Below are 18,136 nucleotides of genomic sequence, written 5' to 3' on the forward strand. Positions count from 1 at the left end.
AGAGGGAGGAACCGACTTGGACCGACAGACGACCCGAATCTCCCCGGCGGACATCGACCGCCAGAGGGAGTTCTGCGAGCAGATACACGAGCGCTCCGCCGCGCTCCCTACCCCGCCCCTGGCCTTTGTGGACACCTACGGCTGTCAGCAGAACGAGGCCGACTCCGAGCGCATCCGGGGCTACCTGGCCTCCATGGGCTACGGCTTCACCGAATCCGAGGAGGCTGCGGACGCCATCGTCATCAACACCTGCGCCATCCGGGAGCACGCTGAGGACCGGGTGCTGGGCAACGTGGGGGCGCTGGTTCACGCCAAGCGCCGCCACCCCGGGCAGATCATCTGCCTGTGCGGCTGCATGGCCCAGGAGCCCCAGGTGGCCGAGAAGATCCGGCAGTCCTACCGCCACGTGGATCTGGTGTTCGGCCCCCACGCCCTGTGGAAATTTCCCGAGCTTTTCTGCCGGGTGCTCACCCGCCGGGGCAGGGTCTTTGACATTGCCGACGAACCCGGCTCCATCGCCGAGGGCATTCCCGTGGTCCGTCAGAGCGGCATCAAGGGCTGGGTCTCTATCATGTACGGCTGCAACAACTTCTGTTCCTACTGCATCGTCCCTTATGTCCGGGGGCGGGAGCGCTCCCGGAAGCCCGAGGACGTGCTGGCCGAGGTGAAGGCCCTGGCGGACGAGGGGTACCGGGACATCACCCTCCTGGGCCAGAACGTCAACTCCTACGGGAAGGATCTGGGGCTGGACATCGACTTTGCGGACCTTCTGGAGCGGATCGACGCCATCCCCGGCGATTTTCTCATCCGCTTTATGACCAGCCATCCCAAGGATGCCTCCCAGAAGCTCTTTGAGACCATGGCCCGGTGCAAAAAGGTGGCTCCCGCCTTCCACCTGCCCTTCCAGGCGGGCAGCGACCGGATCTTGAAGGCCATGAACCGGGTCTACGACCGGGCGGGCTATCTGGACAAGGTGCGGCGGCTGCGGGAGCAGGTGCCCGATGTAGTTATCACATCCGACGTCATCGTGGGCTTCCCCGGGGAGACCACCCCCGAATTTGAGGAGACCCTCTCCCTCATTGAGGAGGTGCGCTTCAACGCCCTCTTCACCTTCATCTATTCCCCCCGGGAGGGGACCCCGGCGGCCTCCATGCCCGACCCCATGTCCCGGGCCGAGAAGCAGGCCAACTTCCAGCGGCTGGTGGACGTCCAGAACGTCATTTCGGCGGAAAAGCACGCCGCCTATGTGGGCAAGACCCTCCGCTGTCTCATCGACGGCGTAAGCGAGGACGCCGGCAGCGCCCTCACCGCCCGCACCCCCGGCAACCGGCTGGTCCGGGTGGCCGACGGGGACGCGTCCCTGGTGGGACAGTTCCGGGACGTGGAGATCACTGCGGCCAACACCTGGTCCCTCTTCGGGAAACTGGCCGGCCGGGGGTAAGCCGCATCCCGACGCATCCCATAAATTGATTCAGAGGAGGATACCCAGATGGCGGAAGGCACCCCCATGATGCTCCAATATCAAAAAATCAAGGCCGATCACCCCGACTGCCTGCTCTTTTTCCGTCTGGGGGACTTCTACGAGATGTTCAACGAGGACGCCCAGGTGGCCTCCCGGGAGCTGGAGCTCACCCTCACCAGCCGGGACCGCACCCGGCCCCCCGAGGAGCGCACCCCCATGTGCGGGGTGCCCTACCACGCCGTGGAGGCCTACCTCTCCCGGCTCATCGCCAAGGGCTATAAGGTGGCCATCTGCGAGCAGATGGAGGACCCCGCCGCCGCCAAGGGCCTGGTGGACCGGGACGTCATCCGCATCGTCACCCCCGGCACCGTCATCGAGGAGACCATGCTGGAGGAGGGGAAGAACAATTTCCTGTGCGCCGTATGCCTGGAGGGGGAGGCGGCGGGGCTTTGCTTTGCCGATCTCTCCACCGGCGAGGTGTCGGCCACCGGTTTTTCCGGCCCCGCCTGGCGGGAACACCTGGAAAACGAGCTGGGCCGCTTCGCCCCCCGGGAGGCCGTCCTCTCTCCTCAGGCCTGGGACGACCCGGTGCTCCGGGAATTTTTGAAGACCCGGCTGGACTGCCGGGTGGAAGAGGGCGGCGAGGCGCGCTTTGATCCCCAGACCACCGCGGCAGCCGTGGAGCGGCAGTTCCGGGCGGGGGCGGAGGACCTGCCCGCCGGACCGGCCACCCGGGCGGCGGGGGCCCTGGTGGGCTATCTCTACGAGACCCAGAAAACCGACCTCTCCCACCTCTCCGCCCTTCACTGCTACACCTCCGGGGAGTTTATGGAACTGGACCTCACCGCCCGGCGGAATCTGGAGCTGACCGAGACCCTGCGGGGCGGGGAGAAGCGGGGGAGCCTCCTCTGGGTGCTGGACAAGACCTGCACTCCCATGGGGCACCGGCTCATCCGCACCTGGCTGGAGCGGCCCCTCCTCTCCCCGGTGCAGATCGGCAAGCGTCAGGGGGCGGTGGCCGATCTGGTGGGGGACTCAGTGGCCCGGCAGGAGCTGGCCCGCGCCCTGCGGGAGGTCACCGACCTGGAGCGGCTCATCGGCCGGGTGGTCTACGGTACCGCCGGCGGGCGGGATCTGGTGTCCCTCTCCCACGGCCTGGGCAAGCTCCCGGAGCTGCGGCTGCTCCTCTCACCCTTCTCCTCCGCGCTGCTCACCGTTTTGCGGGACAGCCTGGACGATCTGGCCGAGCTCAGAGGTCTCATCGACAGTGCCTTTGTGGACGAGCCCCCCTTCTCCGTCCGGGAGGGCGGCTTGATCCGGGAGGGTTACCACCCCGAGGTGGACCGCCTCAGGGGGATCCTTACCGGCGGGAAGGACATGGTGGCCGCCATGGAGGCCCAGGAGAAGGAAAAGACCGGCATCAAGAGCCTGAAGGTGGGCTTCAACAAGGTGTTCGGCTACTACATCGAGGTCTCCAAGGTCAACTCGGCCCTGGTGCCCGACACGTACATCCGCAAGCAGACCCTGGTCAACTGCGAGCGCTACATCACTCCGGAGCTCAAGGAGATGGAGCACACGATCCTCACGGCCCAGGACCAGATCACCGCGCTGGAGTATCAGCTTTTCTGTCAAGTGCGTCAGCAGGCGGCGGAGCGGGTGGCCGACATCCAGCGCTCGGCCGCCGCGGTGGCCCAGGTGGACGTGCTGTGCTCCTTTGCCCGGGTGGCCGCCGAGAACGGCTACTGCATGCCCCAGGTGGATCTGTCCGATGTCATCGACATCACCGAGGGCCGCCATCCGGTGGTGGAAAAGACCGGCCGCGGGAATCTCTTTGTCCCCAACGACACCCACATGGACGGCCGGGACGACCTGGTGAGCATCATCACCGGCCCCAACATGGCGGGCAAATCCACCTACATGCGCCAGACCGCCCTCATCGTCCTCATGGCGCAGATGGGCTCCTTTGTCCCCGCCCGCTCCGCCCGGGTGGGCATCGTGGACCGGGTGTTCACCCGGATCGGGGCCAGCGACGACCTCTCCGCCGGAGCCTCCACGTTTATGGTGGAGATGACCGAGGTGGCGGAGCTTTTGAAAAACGCCACCGCCAAGAGCCTGCTCATTCTGGACGAGATCGGACGGGGCACCTCCACCTACGACGGCATGGCCATCGCCCGGGCGGTGCTGGAGTTCTGCGCCGATAAAAAGCGGCTGGGGGCCAAGACGCTCTTCGCCACCCACTATCACGAGCTCACTGCCGTGGAGGGGGAGATCCCGGGGGTGAAGAATTACAATATTGCCGCCAAAAAGAAGAAGGACGAGGTCCTGTTCCTCCGAAAGATCGTCCGGGGCCCCGCCGCCGCCAGTTACGGCATTGAAGTGGCCAAGCTGGCAGGAGTGCCCGACAAGGTGATCTCCCGGGCAAAGGTCCTCCTGGCCGAGCTGGAGTCGGGAGGCCCCGCAGTTCCCGCCGCCCCGGCGGGGCAGGCCGAGGAACAGTTCTCTCTGGAGGATCTGGGGGCCCAGTCGGTGGCCGAGCGGCTGCGGGGCACCGACGTGGACACCCTCACCCCAATTGAGGCCATGAATCTGCTCTATGAGCTGAAAAAACTGCTGGGATGACCGTTCCCCCCGTCCGCACGCACAGGAAAGGAGCTCTGCCATGTTCCGCCGAAGCTGGAAAACAAAAATGACCGATTCAGAACGCCAGCGGGGCTGGGTCTTTTTCGGACTGTATCTGCTGGTGTTCCCCTACCTCAATGCCTGGGTGCAGCGGGTGCTCATGGGGGATGGGGAACCTCTGGTGGCCGAGGCCAATGTGCTCTATTACTCCTTCCTCTTCGCACTGGCGCTGCTGGTGTTCTGGACCTTTTTGAAGCGGGATTTTGCCGATCTGCTGGACTGGCTGCCGGAAAATCTCTTTGGGATCGCCGTGGGATTGGCAGGCACGCTGCTGCTGCGGCATGTGCTTGCACGGATCCCCCTGCCGGTGACCGACCCCGTGCCCTGTCAGTACGCCGCCCAGCTGGCCATCGCGCCGGCGCCCACCCTGGCCCTGACCCTGCTGCTCATCCCGGTGGCGGAGGAGTGCCTGTACCGGGGGCTGATCTTCGGGAGCCTTCGCCGGTACAGCCTTCCGCTGGCCTACGGGGTGAGCGTGATCGGCTATGCGCTGGCCTGTGTGTGGCGCTACGCGGTGGAGGCGGGGGATCCCCGCTATCTGCTGCTGGCGGTCCTCTACCTGCCCGTATCGGCGGCCCTCACCTGGTGCTATGACAACGGCGGCTCGGTGTGGAGCGCGGTGGCCCTTCACGCCGCCATCAACGGCTGTATCCTGATGGGGGTCCTCCGCTGAGGGGTGGAAAGGCCCCATTTCAAGAGAAAGCAAGGTGATCTTTATGCCCCATATTGAACAGCTTTCCCCCCATGTGGCCGACCTTATCGCCGCCGGCGAGGTGGTGGAACGCCCGGCATCCGTGGTGAAGGAGCTGGTGGAAAACGCAGTGGATGCCGGTGCCCATACCGTCACCGTGGAGGTCCAGAGCGGTGGCATGGCCCTCATCCGGGTCACCGACGACGGCTGCGGCATCGCGCCGGGGGAGGTGGAGACCGCCTTCCTCCGCCACGCCACGTCCAAGATCCGCAGCGAGTACGATCTGGAAGCCATCGGCACCCTGGGCTTCCGGGGAGAGGCTCTGGCCGCCATCGCCTCGGTGGCCCGGGTGGAGCTGCTCACCCGCCGGGGGGAGGACACCCTGGGCACCGCGCTTACCCTGGAGGGGGGCGTGGTCACCGGCCGGGAGGAGGCGGGCTGTCCCGTGGGGACCACGCTGCTGGTCCGGGACCTCTTTTACAACACCCCGGCCCGGCTGAAATTCATGAAAAAGGACGCGGTGGAGTCCGCCGCCTGCCTGGCCGCCGTCCAGCGGCAGGCGCTGGCCCATCCCGAGGTCTCTTTTAAGCTGATCAAGGACGGAAAACAGGAGCTGCTCACACCGGGAGACGGCAAGCTCCGCTCCGCGCTCTACGCGGTCCTGGGCCGGGATCTGGCGCTGGGTTTTCTGCCGGTGGAGGGCAGCGGAGACGATCTGTCGGTCTCCGGCTTTGCCTCTCTGCCCACCTGCTGCCGGGGCACCCGGGGCTATCAGTTTTTCTTTGTCAACGGCCGGTACATCAAAAGCAAGACCATGACCGCCGCCGTGGAGCAGGCCTATGCCAACCAGAAGATGGTGGGGAAGTTCCCCGGCTGCGTCCTCCACCTCACCACCCGTTTGAACGCCGTGGATGTGAACGTCCACCCCACCAAGCAGGAGGTGAAGTTCGGCTCGGAGCGGCAGGTCTTTTCGGCAGTTTATTACGCCGTCCTCTCGGCGCTGGGGGCCGATCAGTCCCGCCCGGCGGCGGTGGTGGAGGCCCCCAGGCCCCACGACACGGTAACCCAGCGGCAGACCGCGCTGCCCCTGCACGATTTCACCGCCCCGCGGACGTCCGGAACCCCCCGGACGCCGCTGACGGTGCCCGGCGGCGGGACGTGGAGCGCGGGCCGGACCGGGGCGCGGCCCTGGACGCCTCCGGCGCAGAGCGCCGCCCCAACCCGTTCCAGGGACGCCGGGACGGCGGCTCCCCCGCCGCCCATGCCCGAGCCTTCCCGGGAGGAGCGGAGGGAGCCTCCGGCCACGCTCCGGCAGACAGAGAATGTCGCCGCTCCCGTTTCCCCGCCGCCCGGGGGGGGTGCTCCTCATCCCGCCGATCCGGAGCCCCGCCGGGCGGAGGTGCCCGCCCCGGCGGAAGAGCGGCCGGAGATCCCCTGGCGCGTCGCCGGGGAGCTCTTCCGTACCTACATTGTGGTGGAACAGGGGGAGAAGGCGCTCCTCATCGACAAGCACGCCGCCCATGAGAGGATGAACTTTGACCGGATGCGGGCGCAGGATTATACCCCCATGTCCCAGGAGCTGCTGGTCCCGGCTGTCTTTACCCCCGCACCCGAGGAGGGGGCCGCCCTGCTGGAGCATCTGGAGACCTTGGACCGGCTGGGCTTTGAGGTGGCCGACTTCGGCGGCGGTTCTCTGGCAGTCCGCCGGGCGCCCGACTATGTAGACCCCGGAGACATCGAAGCTACCCTCACCGAGATCGCCGGGAAGCTGCTGGCCACCGGGTCGGCCGGGGAAGCGGAGCGCCGGGACGAGCTTCTCCACACCATGGCCTGCAAAGCCGCCATCAAGGGGGGCTGGAAAAGCGCCCCTGAGGAGCTGGAGCGGGTGGTCCGGGCGGTGCTGTCCGGCGCGGTGAAATACTGCCCCCACGGCCGGCCGGTGGCCATTGAACTGACCAGGGCACAACTGGAAAAGCAGTTCAAGCGGGCCTGACCGGGTGCGACAAGATTCGACTGGAGAATGGTATATTATGGAAATATTCCGAGGCGGCATTTGACCGCCGGAAAAGAGAAAGGAATGTTTTCCATGTCCAAACCCGTTGATTTGCAGGATCTGTTTCTCTCCCGCGCCCGCCGCGCCCAGGAGCCCGTGACGCTGTTTTTGATGAACGGCTTTCAGCTCCGGGGAAAGATCGTCGGTTTTGATCCCTTTGTGGTTGTAGTGGATTCCGCGGGAAAGCAGCAGGTGATCTACAAACATGCCATTTCCACCATCGCCCCCGAGCGCCCGGTGGAGCTGACCTATGACGCTACATAAGCGTTGATCCCCCCGCAGACAGAAAGAGAGGTCCCCCATGAAACAGGGCGCCGTCCTGAACCGAATCGTTATGCTCCTTTTCCTGGCCGCCATCCTGCTCTATTTCGGCGGGGCGGCCTGGCGGAGCTTCCGGGATCCGTATCCCACTGTGCAGGCTTATTCCTATCAGGTGGACGACACGGCGGAGACCACCGGTTACCTGGTGCGCCGGGAGCAGGTGCTCACTGGCTCGGGCGGCGTGGTCCGTCTGCTCCCGGCGGAGGGGGAGAAGGTGGCGGTGGGGGCCACGGTGGCCATGCTCTACGCCGACGAGGCTTCGGTGGAACGCTCCGACCGGCTGGAGGCACTGACGACGCAGGCGGAGCAGTTGTCCGCCGCCATTGCCGGAGCCGAAGTGCAGAGCCAGTCGGGACAGGAGGCCGCGGACGCTCTGGCGGATCTCCGCGCCTCGGTGGAGGCGGAGGATTTTACCCGCCTGGAGAGCCAGACGCTCGCCCTGCGCAGCGTGGTCTACCGGCAGATGCAGCGCTACGGCAGCACCGATGAGCTCTCGGCCGCCCTGGCCTCGGTCCAGCAGGAGATCGAGACCCTCAAAACCCAGACGGCGCAGGCCATCGATCGGGTCACGGTCTCCCAGAGCGGCATTTTCTCCGGGGAGGTGGACGGCTATGAGACCATCCTCACCCCCGATGCGCTGGAGGCGCTCACCCCCTCAGCGCTGGAGGCCCTGGCCGGCCGGGCCGCGCCCGCCGACCCCGCGGCGCTGGGGAAGCTCATCACAGACAACAAGTGGTATTTCGTCTGTTCCCTGGACGAGGCCGTGGCCGGCCGGCTCACCGAAGGGGGCAGTGTGACCGCCCGTTTTTCCCGGGACTGGTCGGGAGAGGTGAAGATGACGGTGGAGCGCATCGGCGCGCCGGAAGACGGGCGGACGGCGGTGGTGCTGTCCTCCTGCCGCTTCCTCTCCGACGTGACCCTTCTCCGTCAGCAGACTGTGGATCTGGTCTTTTCCCGCCGGAGCGGGATCCGGGTCCCCGCCCAGGCGGTGCGGATGGAGGAGGGGGTCACCGGCGTCTATGTCCAAGTGGGCGTCAAGGCGGAGTTTAAGCCGGTGGAGGTCCTGGCTCAGGGGGAGGACTACTATCTGGTGCAGCCCAGGCAGGAGGAAAATGCCGCAGCTTCGCAGCAGAAGAAGGCCCTTCGGGCCGGAGATCTGGTCATTGTGGCCAGCCGGGAGATCTGGGACGGCAAGGTCGTGACCTGAGCATCCCCGGAGAAAAGACAGTACAGGAAGAGAAGCACAGGGGGCGCAGACCGCCCCGGACTTGACTGAGAAAGAGAGGATACCGTCATGTCACTGGAAGAAAATGTCCGTCAGGTAAAGGAAAACATTGCCGCCGCCGCCCGCGAAGCGGGGCGGGACCCGTCTGAGATCACCCTGGTGGCAGCCACCAAGGTCCAGACCGACGACACCATCCGTGCGGCCATCGCCGCGGGGATCACTGTCTGCGGAGAAAACCGGGTCCAGGAGATGACCGCCCATCTGGAGGCCAACGCCTATGCCGGCTCCGCCCTCCATTTCATCGGCCATCTTCAGACCAACAAGGTCAACAAGGTGGTGGGCCGGGTGGATCTCATCGAGTCGGTGGGCTCGGAGCATCTGCTGAACGCCATCGACAAGGAGGCGGCCAAGCTGGGCCTTGTCCAGGATATCCTGCTGGAGGTCAACGTGGGCGGGGAGGAGAGCAAGTCCGGGATCGCGCCCGACCAGGTGGAGGCGCTGGCCAGAAAGGCCGTGGAATTGCCCCACGTGCGCCTGCGGGGCCTGATGTCCATCCCTCCCGTGGCAGGGCCGGAGGGAAATCGCCGATTTTTTCACGAAATGTATCAGCTTTTTGTTGACATAAGACGGAAAATAGCAGATAATGAGTCTGAAATCAACTGCCTGTCCATGGGGATGAGCGGCGACTATCCCGACGCAGTTCGGGAGGGGGCAACCCTGGTCCGGGTGGGGACCGCCCTGTTTGGCGCACGGCCCCCCATGCATCCGAAGGCAGAGTGAGGATATCGTTTTAGGAGGAACCGGCAATGGGATTTCTGGATGAACTGAAGCGGATCGCCCGGCCCTATGAAGATGAGGACGAGGACGAAGGATTCGAGGACTTTGAGACTGCGGGGAACGACCGTATGGATCGGACCGCGAGCCGCCTGGACCGCACGGCGGCGAAGGACAAGACTGCCCGGCAGGAGAACACGACGCCGCTTTTTGACACCGACCGCACCGAGCGGCGGAGCAATAAGGTGGTCAACATCCACACCACGACCCAACTCCAGGTGGTCCTGGTGAAGCCCGACCGGTTTGAAAACGCCGCCGAGATCGCCGACCATCTGCGGGACAAGCGTACGGTGGTGCTCAATCTGGAGTCCACCAACAAGGATGTGGCCCGGCGCCTGCTGGACTTCCTCTCCGGCGTGGCCTACGCCCAGGAGGGCAAGATCAAGAAGGTGGCCATTTCCACGTACATCATCACCCCCTACAATGTGGATATCCTGGGGGATCTGATCGACGAGCTGGAGAACAACGGCCTCTATTTTTAATGTTTTCCTCCGGGAAAGCCAAATACAATAAAAAAGCGTGGGATGAAAGATGCTGACACCGCAGGAAGTGGCGGAGCACGCCTTTTCCAAGGCGACCTTCGGCGGGTATAACATGTCCATGGTGGACGAGTTCCTCGACCTGCTTACCGGAGACTATACCGCCCTCTACAAAGAAAACGCGGCCCTCAAGGCCAAAATGAAGGTGCTGGTGGAAAAGGTGGAGGAATACCGAGCCACCGAGGACGCCATGCGCAAGGCGCTCCTCTCCGCCCAGAAGATGGCCGACCAGATGGTGGCCGAGGCGGAGGGGAAGAAGGCGTCCGTGCTGGCCGAGGCCGAGCAGGCGGCCAAGGCAAAGATGGCCGGACTTCAGCAGGAGGTGGAGAATGAACAGCTCCGCCTGACTGCGGCTCAGAATGCCACCGCGGCCTACGTCTCGAAACTGAAGGAGCTCTATCAGCACGAGATGGATTACCTCGCGGGGCTGTCCAAGCTCACCGCCGCCCCGCCCAAGGCCGACCCCGTGGCGCAGACTGCGGACGACATCGGTGACGCGGTGGAAAAAGCGGTGGAGGACGAGCTCCCGGAAGGGGAATTCACCGGATCCCTGGAGGGGGAGAGCCTGTACGCGGAGCTGAAAAAGGGCCCCGCCCGCCGTGCGGAGGAGGAACCGGAAGAGGAGGGGTCCGAGGAGGATCCTGAGGACACCGCCCCCACCCGCCGCATCGATTTCAACAATTTGAGATTCGGCAAGGATTACGAGATCAAATAAAATATCCGTCCCCGCCAAAACTGGCGGGGACGGATCCTTTTTTAAAAACCTGAGTCAGTTGAAACGGTTCATTGCGGCCTGGGGACCTTCCCGGATCAGGACTTCCACCGCCTGGGCGGCCCGCTTGACCGCCTCGTCGATGGCCTTGCGGTCCGCCCCCTGGGGACGGCCCAGGACCCAGTCGGCCATGTCGTAGTCGGGATGCGGCTTTTGGCCCACACCGACCCGAATGCGGGGAAACAGGTCGGAGTGGAGGTGGAGAATGATGTTTTTCAGACCGTTGTGCCCCCCCGCCGAACCGGAAGGCCGCACCCGGAGCTTGCCGGGCGGGAGGGCCACCTCGTCGGAGAGGACGAGGATACGCTCGGGAGGGACCTTGTAAAAATCAGCCGCCTGCTCCACCGCCTCGCCGGAGAGGTTCATGAAGGTGGTGGGTTTCATGAGGAGCACCTTTTCCCCTCCCAGGGCGGCGGTGTTGGTGAGGGCCTTGAATTTCAGGCGCTGGACCGGGATGCCCAGGGTGTCGGCCAGGGCGTCGATCACGTCGAAGCCCACATTGTGGCGGGTGTGCTCATACTCGCCGCCCAGGTTGCCCAGGCCCACCACCAGCCAGGTCACCCCGGGAGTCTTGTTTCGGGAAAAAAACATACGGTCACCTTTTCGTTTCGTTGAAATGTGGAAAAACCGGGGCGGAGCGTGCGCTCCGCCCCGGTGGGGATGAGAGGATCAGTTGAACAGCTTGGAGACCGAGACCTCCTGGTAGATGCGCTCAATGGCCTCTGCAAACATGTCGGCCACGGAGAGGTACCTGATTTTGCCGCAGGTCACGCCGGGACGGGGGGGCACAGTGTCCAGGAAGACCATCTCCTTGATGGCGCTCTGCTCAATGCGCTCGATGGCCGGGCCGGAGAGGACGCCGTGGCTGGCGCAGGCGTACACGTCGGTGGCCCCGCCGATGGAGACCAAGGCCTGGGCCGCGCCGCACAGGGAGCCGGCGGTGTCCACCATGTCGTCAAAGAGGATGACCTGCTTGCCCTTCACGTCGCCGATGATGTTCATGACCTCGGAGGAGTTGGCCTTCTGGCGGCGCTTGTCCACAATGGCCAGAGGCATGCCCAGCTTCTGGGCGAAGGCCCGGGCGCGGGCCACGCTGCCCACGTCGGGGGAGACCACCACGGTCCGATCCTCCTGACCCAGGAAGCGGTCGTGGAAGTGGTGGACGAAAATGGGGTTGCCCAGCAGGTTGTCCACGGGGATGTCAAAGAAGCCTTGGATCTGGGAAGCGTGGAGGTCCATGGTCAGCACCCGGTCGGCGCCGGCGCGGGTGATGAGGTTGGCCACCAGCTTGGCGGAGATGGGGTCGCGGGGCTTGGTCTTGCGGTCCTGACGGGCGTAGCCGAAGTAGGGGATCACGGCGGTGATGCGCCCGGCGGAGGCCCGCTTGAAGGCGTCGATCATGATCAGGAGCTCCATCAGGTTGTCGTTGACGGGGGAGCAGGTGGACTGGACCACGAATACGTCGGAGCCGCGGACGGTCTCGTAGATGGAGACGAAATTCTCTCCGTCGGAGAAGCTGCCGGTCTCGGCGTTGCCCAGCTCGGTGCCGATCTTCCGACAGATCTCCTGAGCCAGACCCCGGTTTGAATTACCGGAGAAAATTTTGATGTCCTTTCCATGCGCGATCATGTGATACATCCTCTCAATCTCATATTTATATATCATTACCCCCACGGGGTGCGATTTGCGCGGTCAGTCCGCCTTTCGGCGGCGGGCGGCCCAGCCCTCCTTGTTCACTTGGCGGGCCCGGGCAATCCCCAGGGCGTCGGCAGGCACTTCGCCGGTGATGGTGGAGCCGGCGGCGGTATAGGCGCCCTCTCCCACCGTGACCGGGGCCACCAGATTGGTGTTGCAGCCGATGAAGGCGTGATCGCCGATGGTGGTGCGGAATTTTTTTGTCCCGTCGTAGTTGACGGTGACCGTGCCGCAGCCGAAGTTGATGTGGGCGCCGGCGTCGGTGTCCCCCACGTAGGTCAGGTGAGAGATCTTGGTGCCGTCCCCCACGGTGGAGTTCTTCAGCTCCACAAAATCGCCCACCTTGACGTGCTTGCCCACATGGCAGTGGGGGCGAATGTAGGCAAAGGGCCCCACTGTGGTGTCGTCGTCCACCACAGACTCATTGAGCTGAGAGGAATTGACGGTGACCCGCTCCCCCAGCTGGCAGTCCCGGATCATGGTGTTGGGACCGATGACGCAGCCCGTGCCGGCAGAGGTGCGGCCCCGGAGAATGGAACCGGGGAGCAGAGCGGCGCCCGCGCCCACGGTGACGGCGGGACCGACGAAGGTGCTCTCGGTGTCGATGACCCGCACACCGCAGGAGAGCATCCGTTCCACACCCAGGCCTCTGGCCAGGGGTTCCACTTCGGTGGCCCGGTGGATGGGATCCGGGGTCAGGGGGAGGAAGCGGCCCTGCCAGGGCCGGGCGTCTCCCAGCGCGGAGAGGGTCTCATCCAGACTGCGGCCGTCCTGAAGCGCCGCGGCCAGAGCCGCGCCCCGGAGGGTAAAGAGGCTTTTGGGCGGCTCCTTGCCCGAACGGGCAAAGCCGGTGCCCGCCGGAGCGAGCAAAACAGGCCGGGTGACCATGATCACGGGGCCGGGGACCTGGGCGAGGAAGTCCAGGACCCGGGCGGTAAAATCGGGGGCGTCCGGAGCGGCAAAAGAGGCTCCGGCGGGAAAGCAGGGGGCGGCGGCATCCCGGAGGTCCTCGCCGCAGATCACCAGAAAGCGCTCCACACCCTCTCGGCGGAGGGTCTCGGTCAGCCAGAGGGCCGCCGGATCGAAGAGAATGTCGTCCAGGAACAGGGAGGAGCCGCGCTCATCCCGGGGCAAAAATACAATGGCGCCCAGCGCTTCCACAGGCACACACTCCCATTCTGTCGATTTTCAGCTATATTATAACAAATGCGGAACTGAAATGCAAAGAAAAAGACCCGCAGAAAGCGGGCCTCTTTTTGGCGGATTTGACGGGAAACAGGAGAAAAGGGAGGAAATCAAGGGGGCTTGTGTGCACGGCAGGCGGACGGGCAGCCCGTCAGGCCGCCAGCACCGCGCGCATCCGCAGGCGTTTCCAGACGCCCAGCACCTCCAGGGTGGCACAGATCTTGTCGGCGGAGCTGACGGCCCAGGCCTCCCGGCTCCGGGGCAGATGGACGGCCAGCGGCCACATGTGGGCCTGAATGATGTTGCGTTCCTTCTGAGACAGCGCGGTGAGGGCGGCGGCATTGCGCAGGGCGAACTCGGGGTGGTCCAGACACTGGTTGCCCGGGTGAGCCGAGGCGTCCCGGCAGTCATAGAGGTAGAGGTCATGGAGCAGACCGCCCCGGGCGCAGGCGCGGTAGTCCAGCCCATAGCGGCGTCCGATGCGGAAGGCCACGTAGGCCACAAAGACCGAATGCTCATAGCAGTTGACCCCGGGGTGGTGGGGCAGGCGGCGCATGGATTGGACCTCAGGGGTGTAGAGCAGGCCGTCCAGACAGTCCAAAAATGCGTTCCAGTTGGCGAGGTTGATCGTGACCATATCCATCGGCTCCTTTCCAGCTGATCGGATCATTCGCCGCCATTATAGCCGCTTTTTAATCAGATGTCACGCAAAAAAAGAAAATCGATTTGAAAACGTAAGACTTTCGTAAGGCTTCCCCACTTGTATCGGCGGAAGACTTTGGATATACTGACTGTACCAAGCGGCGCAGTACAGTTTTGCCGCAGGGCAGGAAGGGAGTGGGGCCATGATCAGCCTCAATTATCGGGACGCCCGGCCCATCTATGAGCAGGTGCGGGACGGACTGAGACATCTGGTGGTCACAGGGGCCATCGCCGTGGGGGAAAAGCTGCCCTCCGTGCGGGCGATGGCGGCCAGTCTGGCCATCAATCCCAACACCATTCAGCGGGCCTATGCGGCGCTGGAGGAAGAGGGCTATGTGAGTACGACCCCGGGCAAGGGGGCCTTTGTGGTCCGGGACTCGGGCGGGGAGACGCCCCGGCGGGGGGAGCTGCTGCGGCAGTTCGACGCACTGAGTACGGAACTGTTGTTTTTGGGGATGACCGCCCAGGAGCTGGCACAGAGAGTCAACCGGGCGGAGGAGAACAGAGAGGGGGGAGCGGAATGATCGAGGTCCAGAATGTGGTCAAGAGCTTTGACGGATTCTGTGCGCTGGACGGGCTGACCATGACGGTGCCGGACGGGGCCATTTACGGCCTGGTGGGCCCCAACGGGGCGGGAAAGTCCACCATTTTGCGGCATATCACCGGCGTCTACCAGCAGGACAGCGGCCTGGTGCTGGTGGATGGGCAGCCGGTGTATGAAAACCCGGCGGTGAAAGAGAAGATGGTGGATATTCCCGACGAGCTCTACTATTTCGGCTCGGCTTCCACCCGGGACATGGCCCGATTCTACCGCGGCTTTTATCCCCGGTTCGACCAGAAGCGGTACGAGGCGCTGAAGGAAGTCTTTCGGAGCGTGGACGAGACCCGGCCCATCCGCCGTCTGTCCAAGGGAATGCAGAAGCAGACCGCTTTCTGGCTGGCCCTGTGCGCCCGGCCGGAGGTCCTGGTGCTGGATGAGCCGGTGGACGGACTGGATCCGGTGATGCGCCGCCAGGTCTGGTCGCTGCTGATGTCCGATGTGGCGCAGGACGGGACCACGGTTCTGGTCTCCTCCCACAATCTTCGGGAGCTGGAGGATGTGTGCGACCACGTGGGGATCCTCTCCCGGGGAAAGGTGCTCATCGAGCGGAGCCTGTCCGACCTCCAGGAAAACCTGGTGAAGATGCAGGTGGTGTTTCAGGAGAAGAAGCTGCCGGTGCTGCCCGACGACATGGAGGTGCTCAACGTATCTCAGGTGGGGCGCATCCACACGCTGATCGTCCGGGGAAAGGCCGACGAGGTGACCAACCGGCTGGCGGCCTACGCCCCCATCCTGATGGACGCCCTTCCTCTGACGCTGGAGGAGATCTTTATTTATGAGCTGGGAGGTGAGGACTATGCCGTCCGGGACGTTATCCTCTAAGGGCAAGGGGTGGTTCAACCTCACGCTGTTCCAAAAAAACCTGACCAGATTCTGGCCCATCTGGGCAGTATATACCGCCGTCCTGTTTTTCCTGCTGCCCATGGAGATCATTCTGGACGGGGGAAGGGAATACACCCGGAGCCGGCTGATCTCCGCGGTGACCGGACAGGTCTTTAGCGCCACCAGCGCCTCCATACCAGTGGGGGTGATTTTCGGACTTCTGACGGCTATGGCCCTCTTCTCCTATCTGATGAACAGCCGCTCCGCGGGGATGCTCCATGCGCTGCCCATCCGGAGGGAGGGGCTGTTCCTCACCAACTGGGTATCCGGGCTGTGCTTTTTTTTGGTGCCCGATCTGGTGATCACCCTGATCACCCTGGCTGCCGAGGCTGCGGTGGGAGCGGGCTCGGCGATGCCGGTGCTGCGGTGGTTTTTGGTCCAGACGTCGGTGTCCATGTTCTTTTTCTGCCTGGCGGTATTCTGCGCCATGTTCACCGGACACATCCTGGCCCTGCCGGTTTTCTACGGCATCATCAACGCGCTGGTGATGGGGATCTTCGTCCTGATCGACACAGCTATGGAAATTTTGCTGGTTGGGTTTGATGTGGGCACCCTCAGCGGCTCCAGCCTGGGGCGGTGGTGTACGCCCGCGCTGCAGCTGAACAATCTGCTCCGTTACGACACCTTTTACGATGAGACGCTGGAGATGCAGAGCTTCAGCAGCGTCAGCACCGCCGCCGCCCTGGGCTACTGCGTGGTGCTGGGGGCCATATTCACGCTCGTGGCGCTGGCGGTCTATCGCTGCCGACAGCTGGAGCGCGCCGGAGATCTGGTGACTGTGGGCTGGGTGCGGCCCGTGTTCCAGTACGGACTGGGTGTCTGCGGCGGCGTGGCGCTGGGGATCCTACTCTACATGAACTTTTTTGACCGGTTCGGGGCCTGGAGCTTTATCCTGCTGGCGGTGATCTGCGCCGTGGTGTGCGCCTTTGCCGGGCGGATGCTGCTGAAAAAGACCCTGCGGGTCTTTGCCGACGGCTGGAAGGGCTGCGCCGTTCTGGCGGGCACCCTGCTCCTCGTTCTGGCAGGCGCCCGCCTGGATCTGATGGGCTATCAGATCTGGACGCCGGAGGCTGATGCGGTGGAGAGCGTCTGTTTCAGCGGAGTCAACAGCGCCCCCTACGACAGCGGGAGCTATACAAACTATACCATCACCGATCCGGAGGAGATCGCCGCCGTAGTGGACCTTCACGGGGCGATCACCCAGCGGCTGGACGACCTGAAGCAGAACAGCGAAAGCAGCGGGACCTACGACAGGGACTCCTATCAGACTGAGACGACCACTTCCCTGCGGCTGAGATATACCCTGAAGGATGGGCGGACGGTGAGCCGCCGATACGACAGCCTGCCCATCCGTGCCGAGGCGCTCACCGACCCGGATTCTTACGCCTCCAAGCTGGAACGCTTTATCAACAGGCCCGAGCGGATCCGGGCGGCCTATGGGAGCGACCTGCCCTCCGGCGCCGAGGCCCGGCGGGTGGAGGCCTCCGGCGGGTCCCTTTCCAACACCCGGGATACCGATCAGGAGGGCGGACGCTACGGCAGCTACGATTTGAGCGCCCAGCAGGCGCAGGTGCTGTGGAAGGCGGTGCAGGAGGATCTGGACGCCGGACGCATCGGGCGCCGGTATCTGCTGGATGACCGGGAGAGGCAGGAGAACTGCTTTGTTTCCGACATCGAGCTCTACTTCTCCTGGCCCGTTGTGGAAGTGGATGGAGAAAAGGTGTTCAACAGCACCAGCATTTTCTTTACTCCGCAAGTGACCTCGACCTCTACCCTCCGCGCACTGGAGGAGCTGGGCCTGCGGGAACTGCTTCGGGGCCGCGCCGACAGCTGAACCGAGAGCGCCTGCCCCGTCGGGGCAGGCGCTTTTCTGCACTTGAATGGAGAATTTTGGTTTTTTTAAAAATGTTTTGTCTGTTGCAAGGTAAAAAGCACGACGGCTTTTTTAAAATGTGACCAAAATGTATCTGCCGCCGGATAAACTAAAGTACAAGTTAAAGTGCAGGCAGGGACAGGAAGGTGAAACAATGACAGGAGAAAAGGGAAAAGGGACGTTTGTAGTAAAGGTGCTCAATACGCAGGACGCCACCTGGCAGGGGACCATCAGCTGGCTGGAGGGGGAGAAAACCCAGGCCTTCCGCAGCGCGCTGGAGCTCATCAAGCTGGTAGACAGCGCCCTGACCCCCAAAAAAGGCAAAGAGGGGCAGTGAGTCGAATTTTGGCAGAAGGAAAGCCGCACTGCCCCGCAGCGCAGGCTTCTGCGGCGTGGAGCCCATGATTTTTTACAGCATTTGACCGGCAGACAGGGATCATATCACTGCCTGCCGGTATTTTGCCGGAAGGCTTTTGAACGTGTTAAAGTTTTCACAAAGTTTCTGTTGATTTTTCTAGATGGGGAGTTTATAATTAAAGGGAATTCGCAAAGGGCAGGGAGCCCGAAGGAAACCTATATCATAATCATTGTGGAGGGTCATTCTATGAAGGAAGTCTACGTA

The 18,136-nt window shown here is 63.8% G+C and carries 17 protein-coding genes; 13 read left to right on the forward strand and 4 right to left on the reverse strand.

Features of this window, described 5'->3' with window-relative positions; genetic code table 11:
- Window positions 1-16: 16 nt before the first annotated feature.
- From miaB to ACQRD3_RS10560, 9 genes are all read left to right on the forward strand, one after another.
- Window positions 17-1,441, forward strand: coding sequence for a tRNA (N6-isopentenyl adenosine(37)-C2)-methylthiotransferase MiaB (gene miaB / locus ACQRD3_RS10520; RefSeq protein ID WP_427781360.1), 1,425 nt, complete (start codon window positions 17-19; stop codon window positions 1,439-1,441).
- Between the two features lie 48 nt (window positions 1,442-1,489).
- On the forward strand, window positions 1,490-4,081 hold the full coding sequence (gene mutS / locus ACQRD3_RS10525; RefSeq protein ID WP_427781361.1) for a DNA mismatch repair protein MutS: 2,592 nt from the start codon (window positions 1,490-1,492) through the stop codon (window positions 4,079-4,081).
- A gap of 67 nt (window positions 4,082-4,148) precedes the next feature.
- Window positions 4,149-4,814 (forward strand): type II CAAX endopeptidase family protein, encoded by a 666-nt coding sequence (locus ACQRD3_RS10530; RefSeq protein WP_080906344.1) that lies wholly within the window; start codon window positions 4,149-4,151, stop codon window positions 4,812-4,814.
- A 43-nt stretch (window positions 4,815-4,857) separates the two neighbouring features.
- A complete protein-coding gene (mutL, locus tag ACQRD3_RS10535) occupies window positions 4,858-6,825 on the forward strand; it encodes a DNA mismatch repair endonuclease MutL (protein WP_427781362.1) in 1,968 nt (655 codons plus the stop codon).
- A 93-nt stretch (window positions 6,826-6,918) separates the two neighbouring features.
- Window positions 6,919-7,149, forward strand: a complete 231-nt coding sequence (gene hfq / locus ACQRD3_RS10540) for an RNA chaperone Hfq (RefSeq protein ID WP_080906342.1) — start codon at window positions 6,919-6,921, stop codon at window positions 7,147-7,149.
- 37 nt (window positions 7,150-7,186) lie between these two features.
- Complete coding sequence (locus ACQRD3_RS10545) at window positions 7,187-8,413, forward strand: HlyD family efflux transporter periplasmic adaptor subunit (protein ID WP_080906248.1); 1,227 nt, start codon at window positions 7,187-7,189, stop codon at window positions 8,411-8,413.
- Window positions 8,414-8,500: 87 nt separating this feature from the next.
- Entirely contained in the window at window positions 8,501-9,211 is a 711-nt protein-coding gene (locus ACQRD3_RS10550; RefSeq protein WP_080906247.1) for a YggS family pyridoxal phosphate-dependent enzyme, read from the forward strand.
- Window positions 9,212-9,237: 26 nt separating this feature from the next.
- Window positions 9,238-9,747, forward strand: coding sequence for a cell division protein SepF (locus tag ACQRD3_RS10555; protein ID WP_080906246.1), 510 nt, complete (start codon window positions 9,238-9,240; stop codon window positions 9,745-9,747).
- 49 nt (window positions 9,748-9,796) lie between these two features.
- Window positions 9,797-10,519 (forward strand): DivIVA domain-containing protein, encoded by a 723-nt coding sequence (locus tag ACQRD3_RS10560; RefSeq protein ID WP_080906245.1) that lies wholly within the window; start codon window positions 9,797-9,799, stop codon window positions 10,517-10,519.
- A 54-nt stretch (window positions 10,520-10,573) separates the two neighbouring features.
- Here ACQRD3_RS10560 and pth read toward each other — a convergent pair whose 3' ends face one another.
- The 4 genes from pth to ACQRD3_RS10580 all read right to left on the reverse strand — a co-directional run bounded on the left by pth (window position 10,574) and on the right by ACQRD3_RS10580 (window position 14,093).
- Window positions 10,574-11,167 carry an aminoacyl-tRNA hydrolase gene (pth, locus tag ACQRD3_RS10565; RefSeq protein ID WP_427781363.1) on the reverse strand — a complete coding sequence of 198 codons (594 nt, stop codon included), beginning with the start codon at window positions 11,165-11,167 and terminating at the stop codon, window positions 10,574-10,576.
- Between the two features lie 78 nt (window positions 11,168-11,245).
- Window positions 11,246-12,205, reverse strand: coding sequence for a ribose-phosphate pyrophosphokinase (locus ACQRD3_RS10570; RefSeq protein ID WP_080906341.1), 960 nt, complete (start codon window positions 12,203-12,205; stop codon window positions 11,246-11,248).
- A gap of 63 nt (window positions 12,206-12,268) precedes the next feature.
- The gene (locus tag ACQRD3_RS10575) at window positions 12,269-13,432 is read right to left on the reverse strand and encodes a UDP-N-acetylglucosamine diphosphorylase (protein WP_427781364.1); all 1,164 of its coding nucleotides are present in this window, start codon (window positions 13,430-13,432) and stop codon (window positions 12,269-12,271) included.
- Window positions 13,433-13,607: 175 nt separating this feature from the next.
- Window positions 13,608-14,093 (reverse strand): HD domain-containing protein, encoded by a 486-nt coding sequence (locus ACQRD3_RS10580; RefSeq protein ID WP_427781365.1) that lies wholly within the window; start codon window positions 14,091-14,093, stop codon window positions 13,608-13,610.
- Between the two features lie 208 nt (window positions 14,094-14,301).
- Between ACQRD3_RS10580 and ACQRD3_RS10585 the strand changes: the two genes are divergently transcribed.
- The 4 genes from ACQRD3_RS10585 (at window position 14,302) to ACQRD3_RS10600 (ending at window position 17,851) form a co-directional block, all read left to right on the forward strand.
- On the forward strand, window positions 14,302-14,682 hold the full coding sequence (locus ACQRD3_RS10585; RefSeq protein WP_080906241.1) for a GntR family transcriptional regulator: 381 nt from the start codon (window positions 14,302-14,304) through the stop codon (window positions 14,680-14,682).
- Window positions 14,679-15,581, forward strand: a complete 903-nt coding sequence (locus tag ACQRD3_RS10590; protein WP_080906240.1) for an ABC transporter ATP-binding protein — start codon at window positions 14,679-14,681, stop codon at window positions 15,579-15,581. Before ACQRD3_RS10585 ends, ACQRD3_RS10590 begins: the two co-directional genes overlap by 4 nt.
- On the forward strand, window positions 15,535-17,475 hold the full coding sequence (locus ACQRD3_RS10595) for a hypothetical protein (RefSeq protein ID WP_427781366.1): 1,941 nt from the start codon (window positions 15,535-15,537) through the stop codon (window positions 17,473-17,475). Before ACQRD3_RS10590 ends, ACQRD3_RS10595 begins: the two co-directional genes overlap by 47 nt.
- A gap of 193 nt (window positions 17,476-17,668) precedes the next feature.
- Window positions 17,669-17,851, forward strand: coding sequence for a hypothetical protein (locus tag ACQRD3_RS10600; RefSeq protein WP_080906238.1), 183 nt, complete (start codon window positions 17,669-17,671; stop codon window positions 17,849-17,851).
- The last annotated feature ends 285 nt before the right edge of the window (window positions 17,852-18,136 follow it).

This window comes from Candidatus Pseudoscillospira sp. SGI.172, assembly GCF_050313575.1.
Taxonomy (GTDB): domain Bacteria; phylum Bacillota; class Clostridia; order Oscillospirales; family Oscillospiraceae; genus Vermiculatibacterium.

Coding starts and splice junctions, on each gene's coding strand:
- pth (WP_427781363.1), bottom strand. CDS start 11,167: ATGTTTTTTTCCCGAAACAAGACTCCCGGGGTGACCTGGCTGGTGGTG.
- mutS (WP_427781361.1), top strand. CDS start 1,490: ATGGCGGAAGGCACCCCCATGATGCTCCAATATCAAAAAATCAAGGCC.
- ACQRD3_RS10545 (WP_080906248.1), top strand. CDS start 7,187: ATGAAACAGGGCGCCGTCCTGAACCGAATCGTTATGCTCCTTTTCCTG.
- ACQRD3_RS10570 (WP_080906341.1), bottom strand. CDS start 12,205: ATGATCGCGCATGGAAAGGACATCAAAATTTTCTCCGGTAATTCAAAC.
- ACQRD3_RS10580 (WP_427781365.1), bottom strand. CDS start 14,093: ATGGTCACGATCAACCTCGCCAACTGGAACGCATTTTTGGACTGTCTG.
- ACQRD3_RS10590 (WP_080906240.1), top strand. CDS start 14,679: ATGATCGAGGTCCAGAATGTGGTCAAGAGCTTTGACGGATTCTGTGCG.
- hfq (WP_080906342.1), top strand. CDS start 6,919: ATGTCCAAACCCGTTGATTTGCAGGATCTGTTTCTCTCCCGCGCCCGC.
- ACQRD3_RS10595 (WP_427781366.1), top strand. CDS start 15,535: ATGAGCTGGGAGGTGAGGACTATGCCGTCCGGGACGTTATCCTCTAAG.
- ACQRD3_RS10550 (WP_080906247.1), top strand. CDS start 8,501: ATGTCACTGGAAGAAAATGTCCGTCAGGTAAAGGAAAACATTGCCGCC.
- ACQRD3_RS10585 (WP_080906241.1), top strand. CDS start 14,302: ATGATCAGCCTCAATTATCGGGACGCCCGGCCCATCTATGAGCAGGTG.
- ACQRD3_RS10555 (WP_080906246.1), top strand. CDS start 9,238: ATGGGATTTCTGGATGAACTGAAGCGGATCGCCCGGCCCTATGAAGAT.
- ACQRD3_RS10600 (WP_080906238.1), top strand. CDS start 17,669: ATGACAGGAGAAAAGGGAAAAGGGACGTTTGTAGTAAAGGTGCTCAAT.
- mutL (WP_427781362.1), top strand. CDS start 4,858: ATGCCCCATATTGAACAGCTTTCCCCCCATGTGGCCGACCTTATCGCC.
- ACQRD3_RS10560 (WP_080906245.1), top strand. CDS start 9,797: ATGCTGACACCGCAGGAAGTGGCGGAGCACGCCTTTTCCAAGGCGACC.
- ACQRD3_RS10530 (WP_080906344.1), top strand. CDS start 4,149: ATGACCGATTCAGAACGCCAGCGGGGCTGGGTCTTTTTCGGACTGTAT.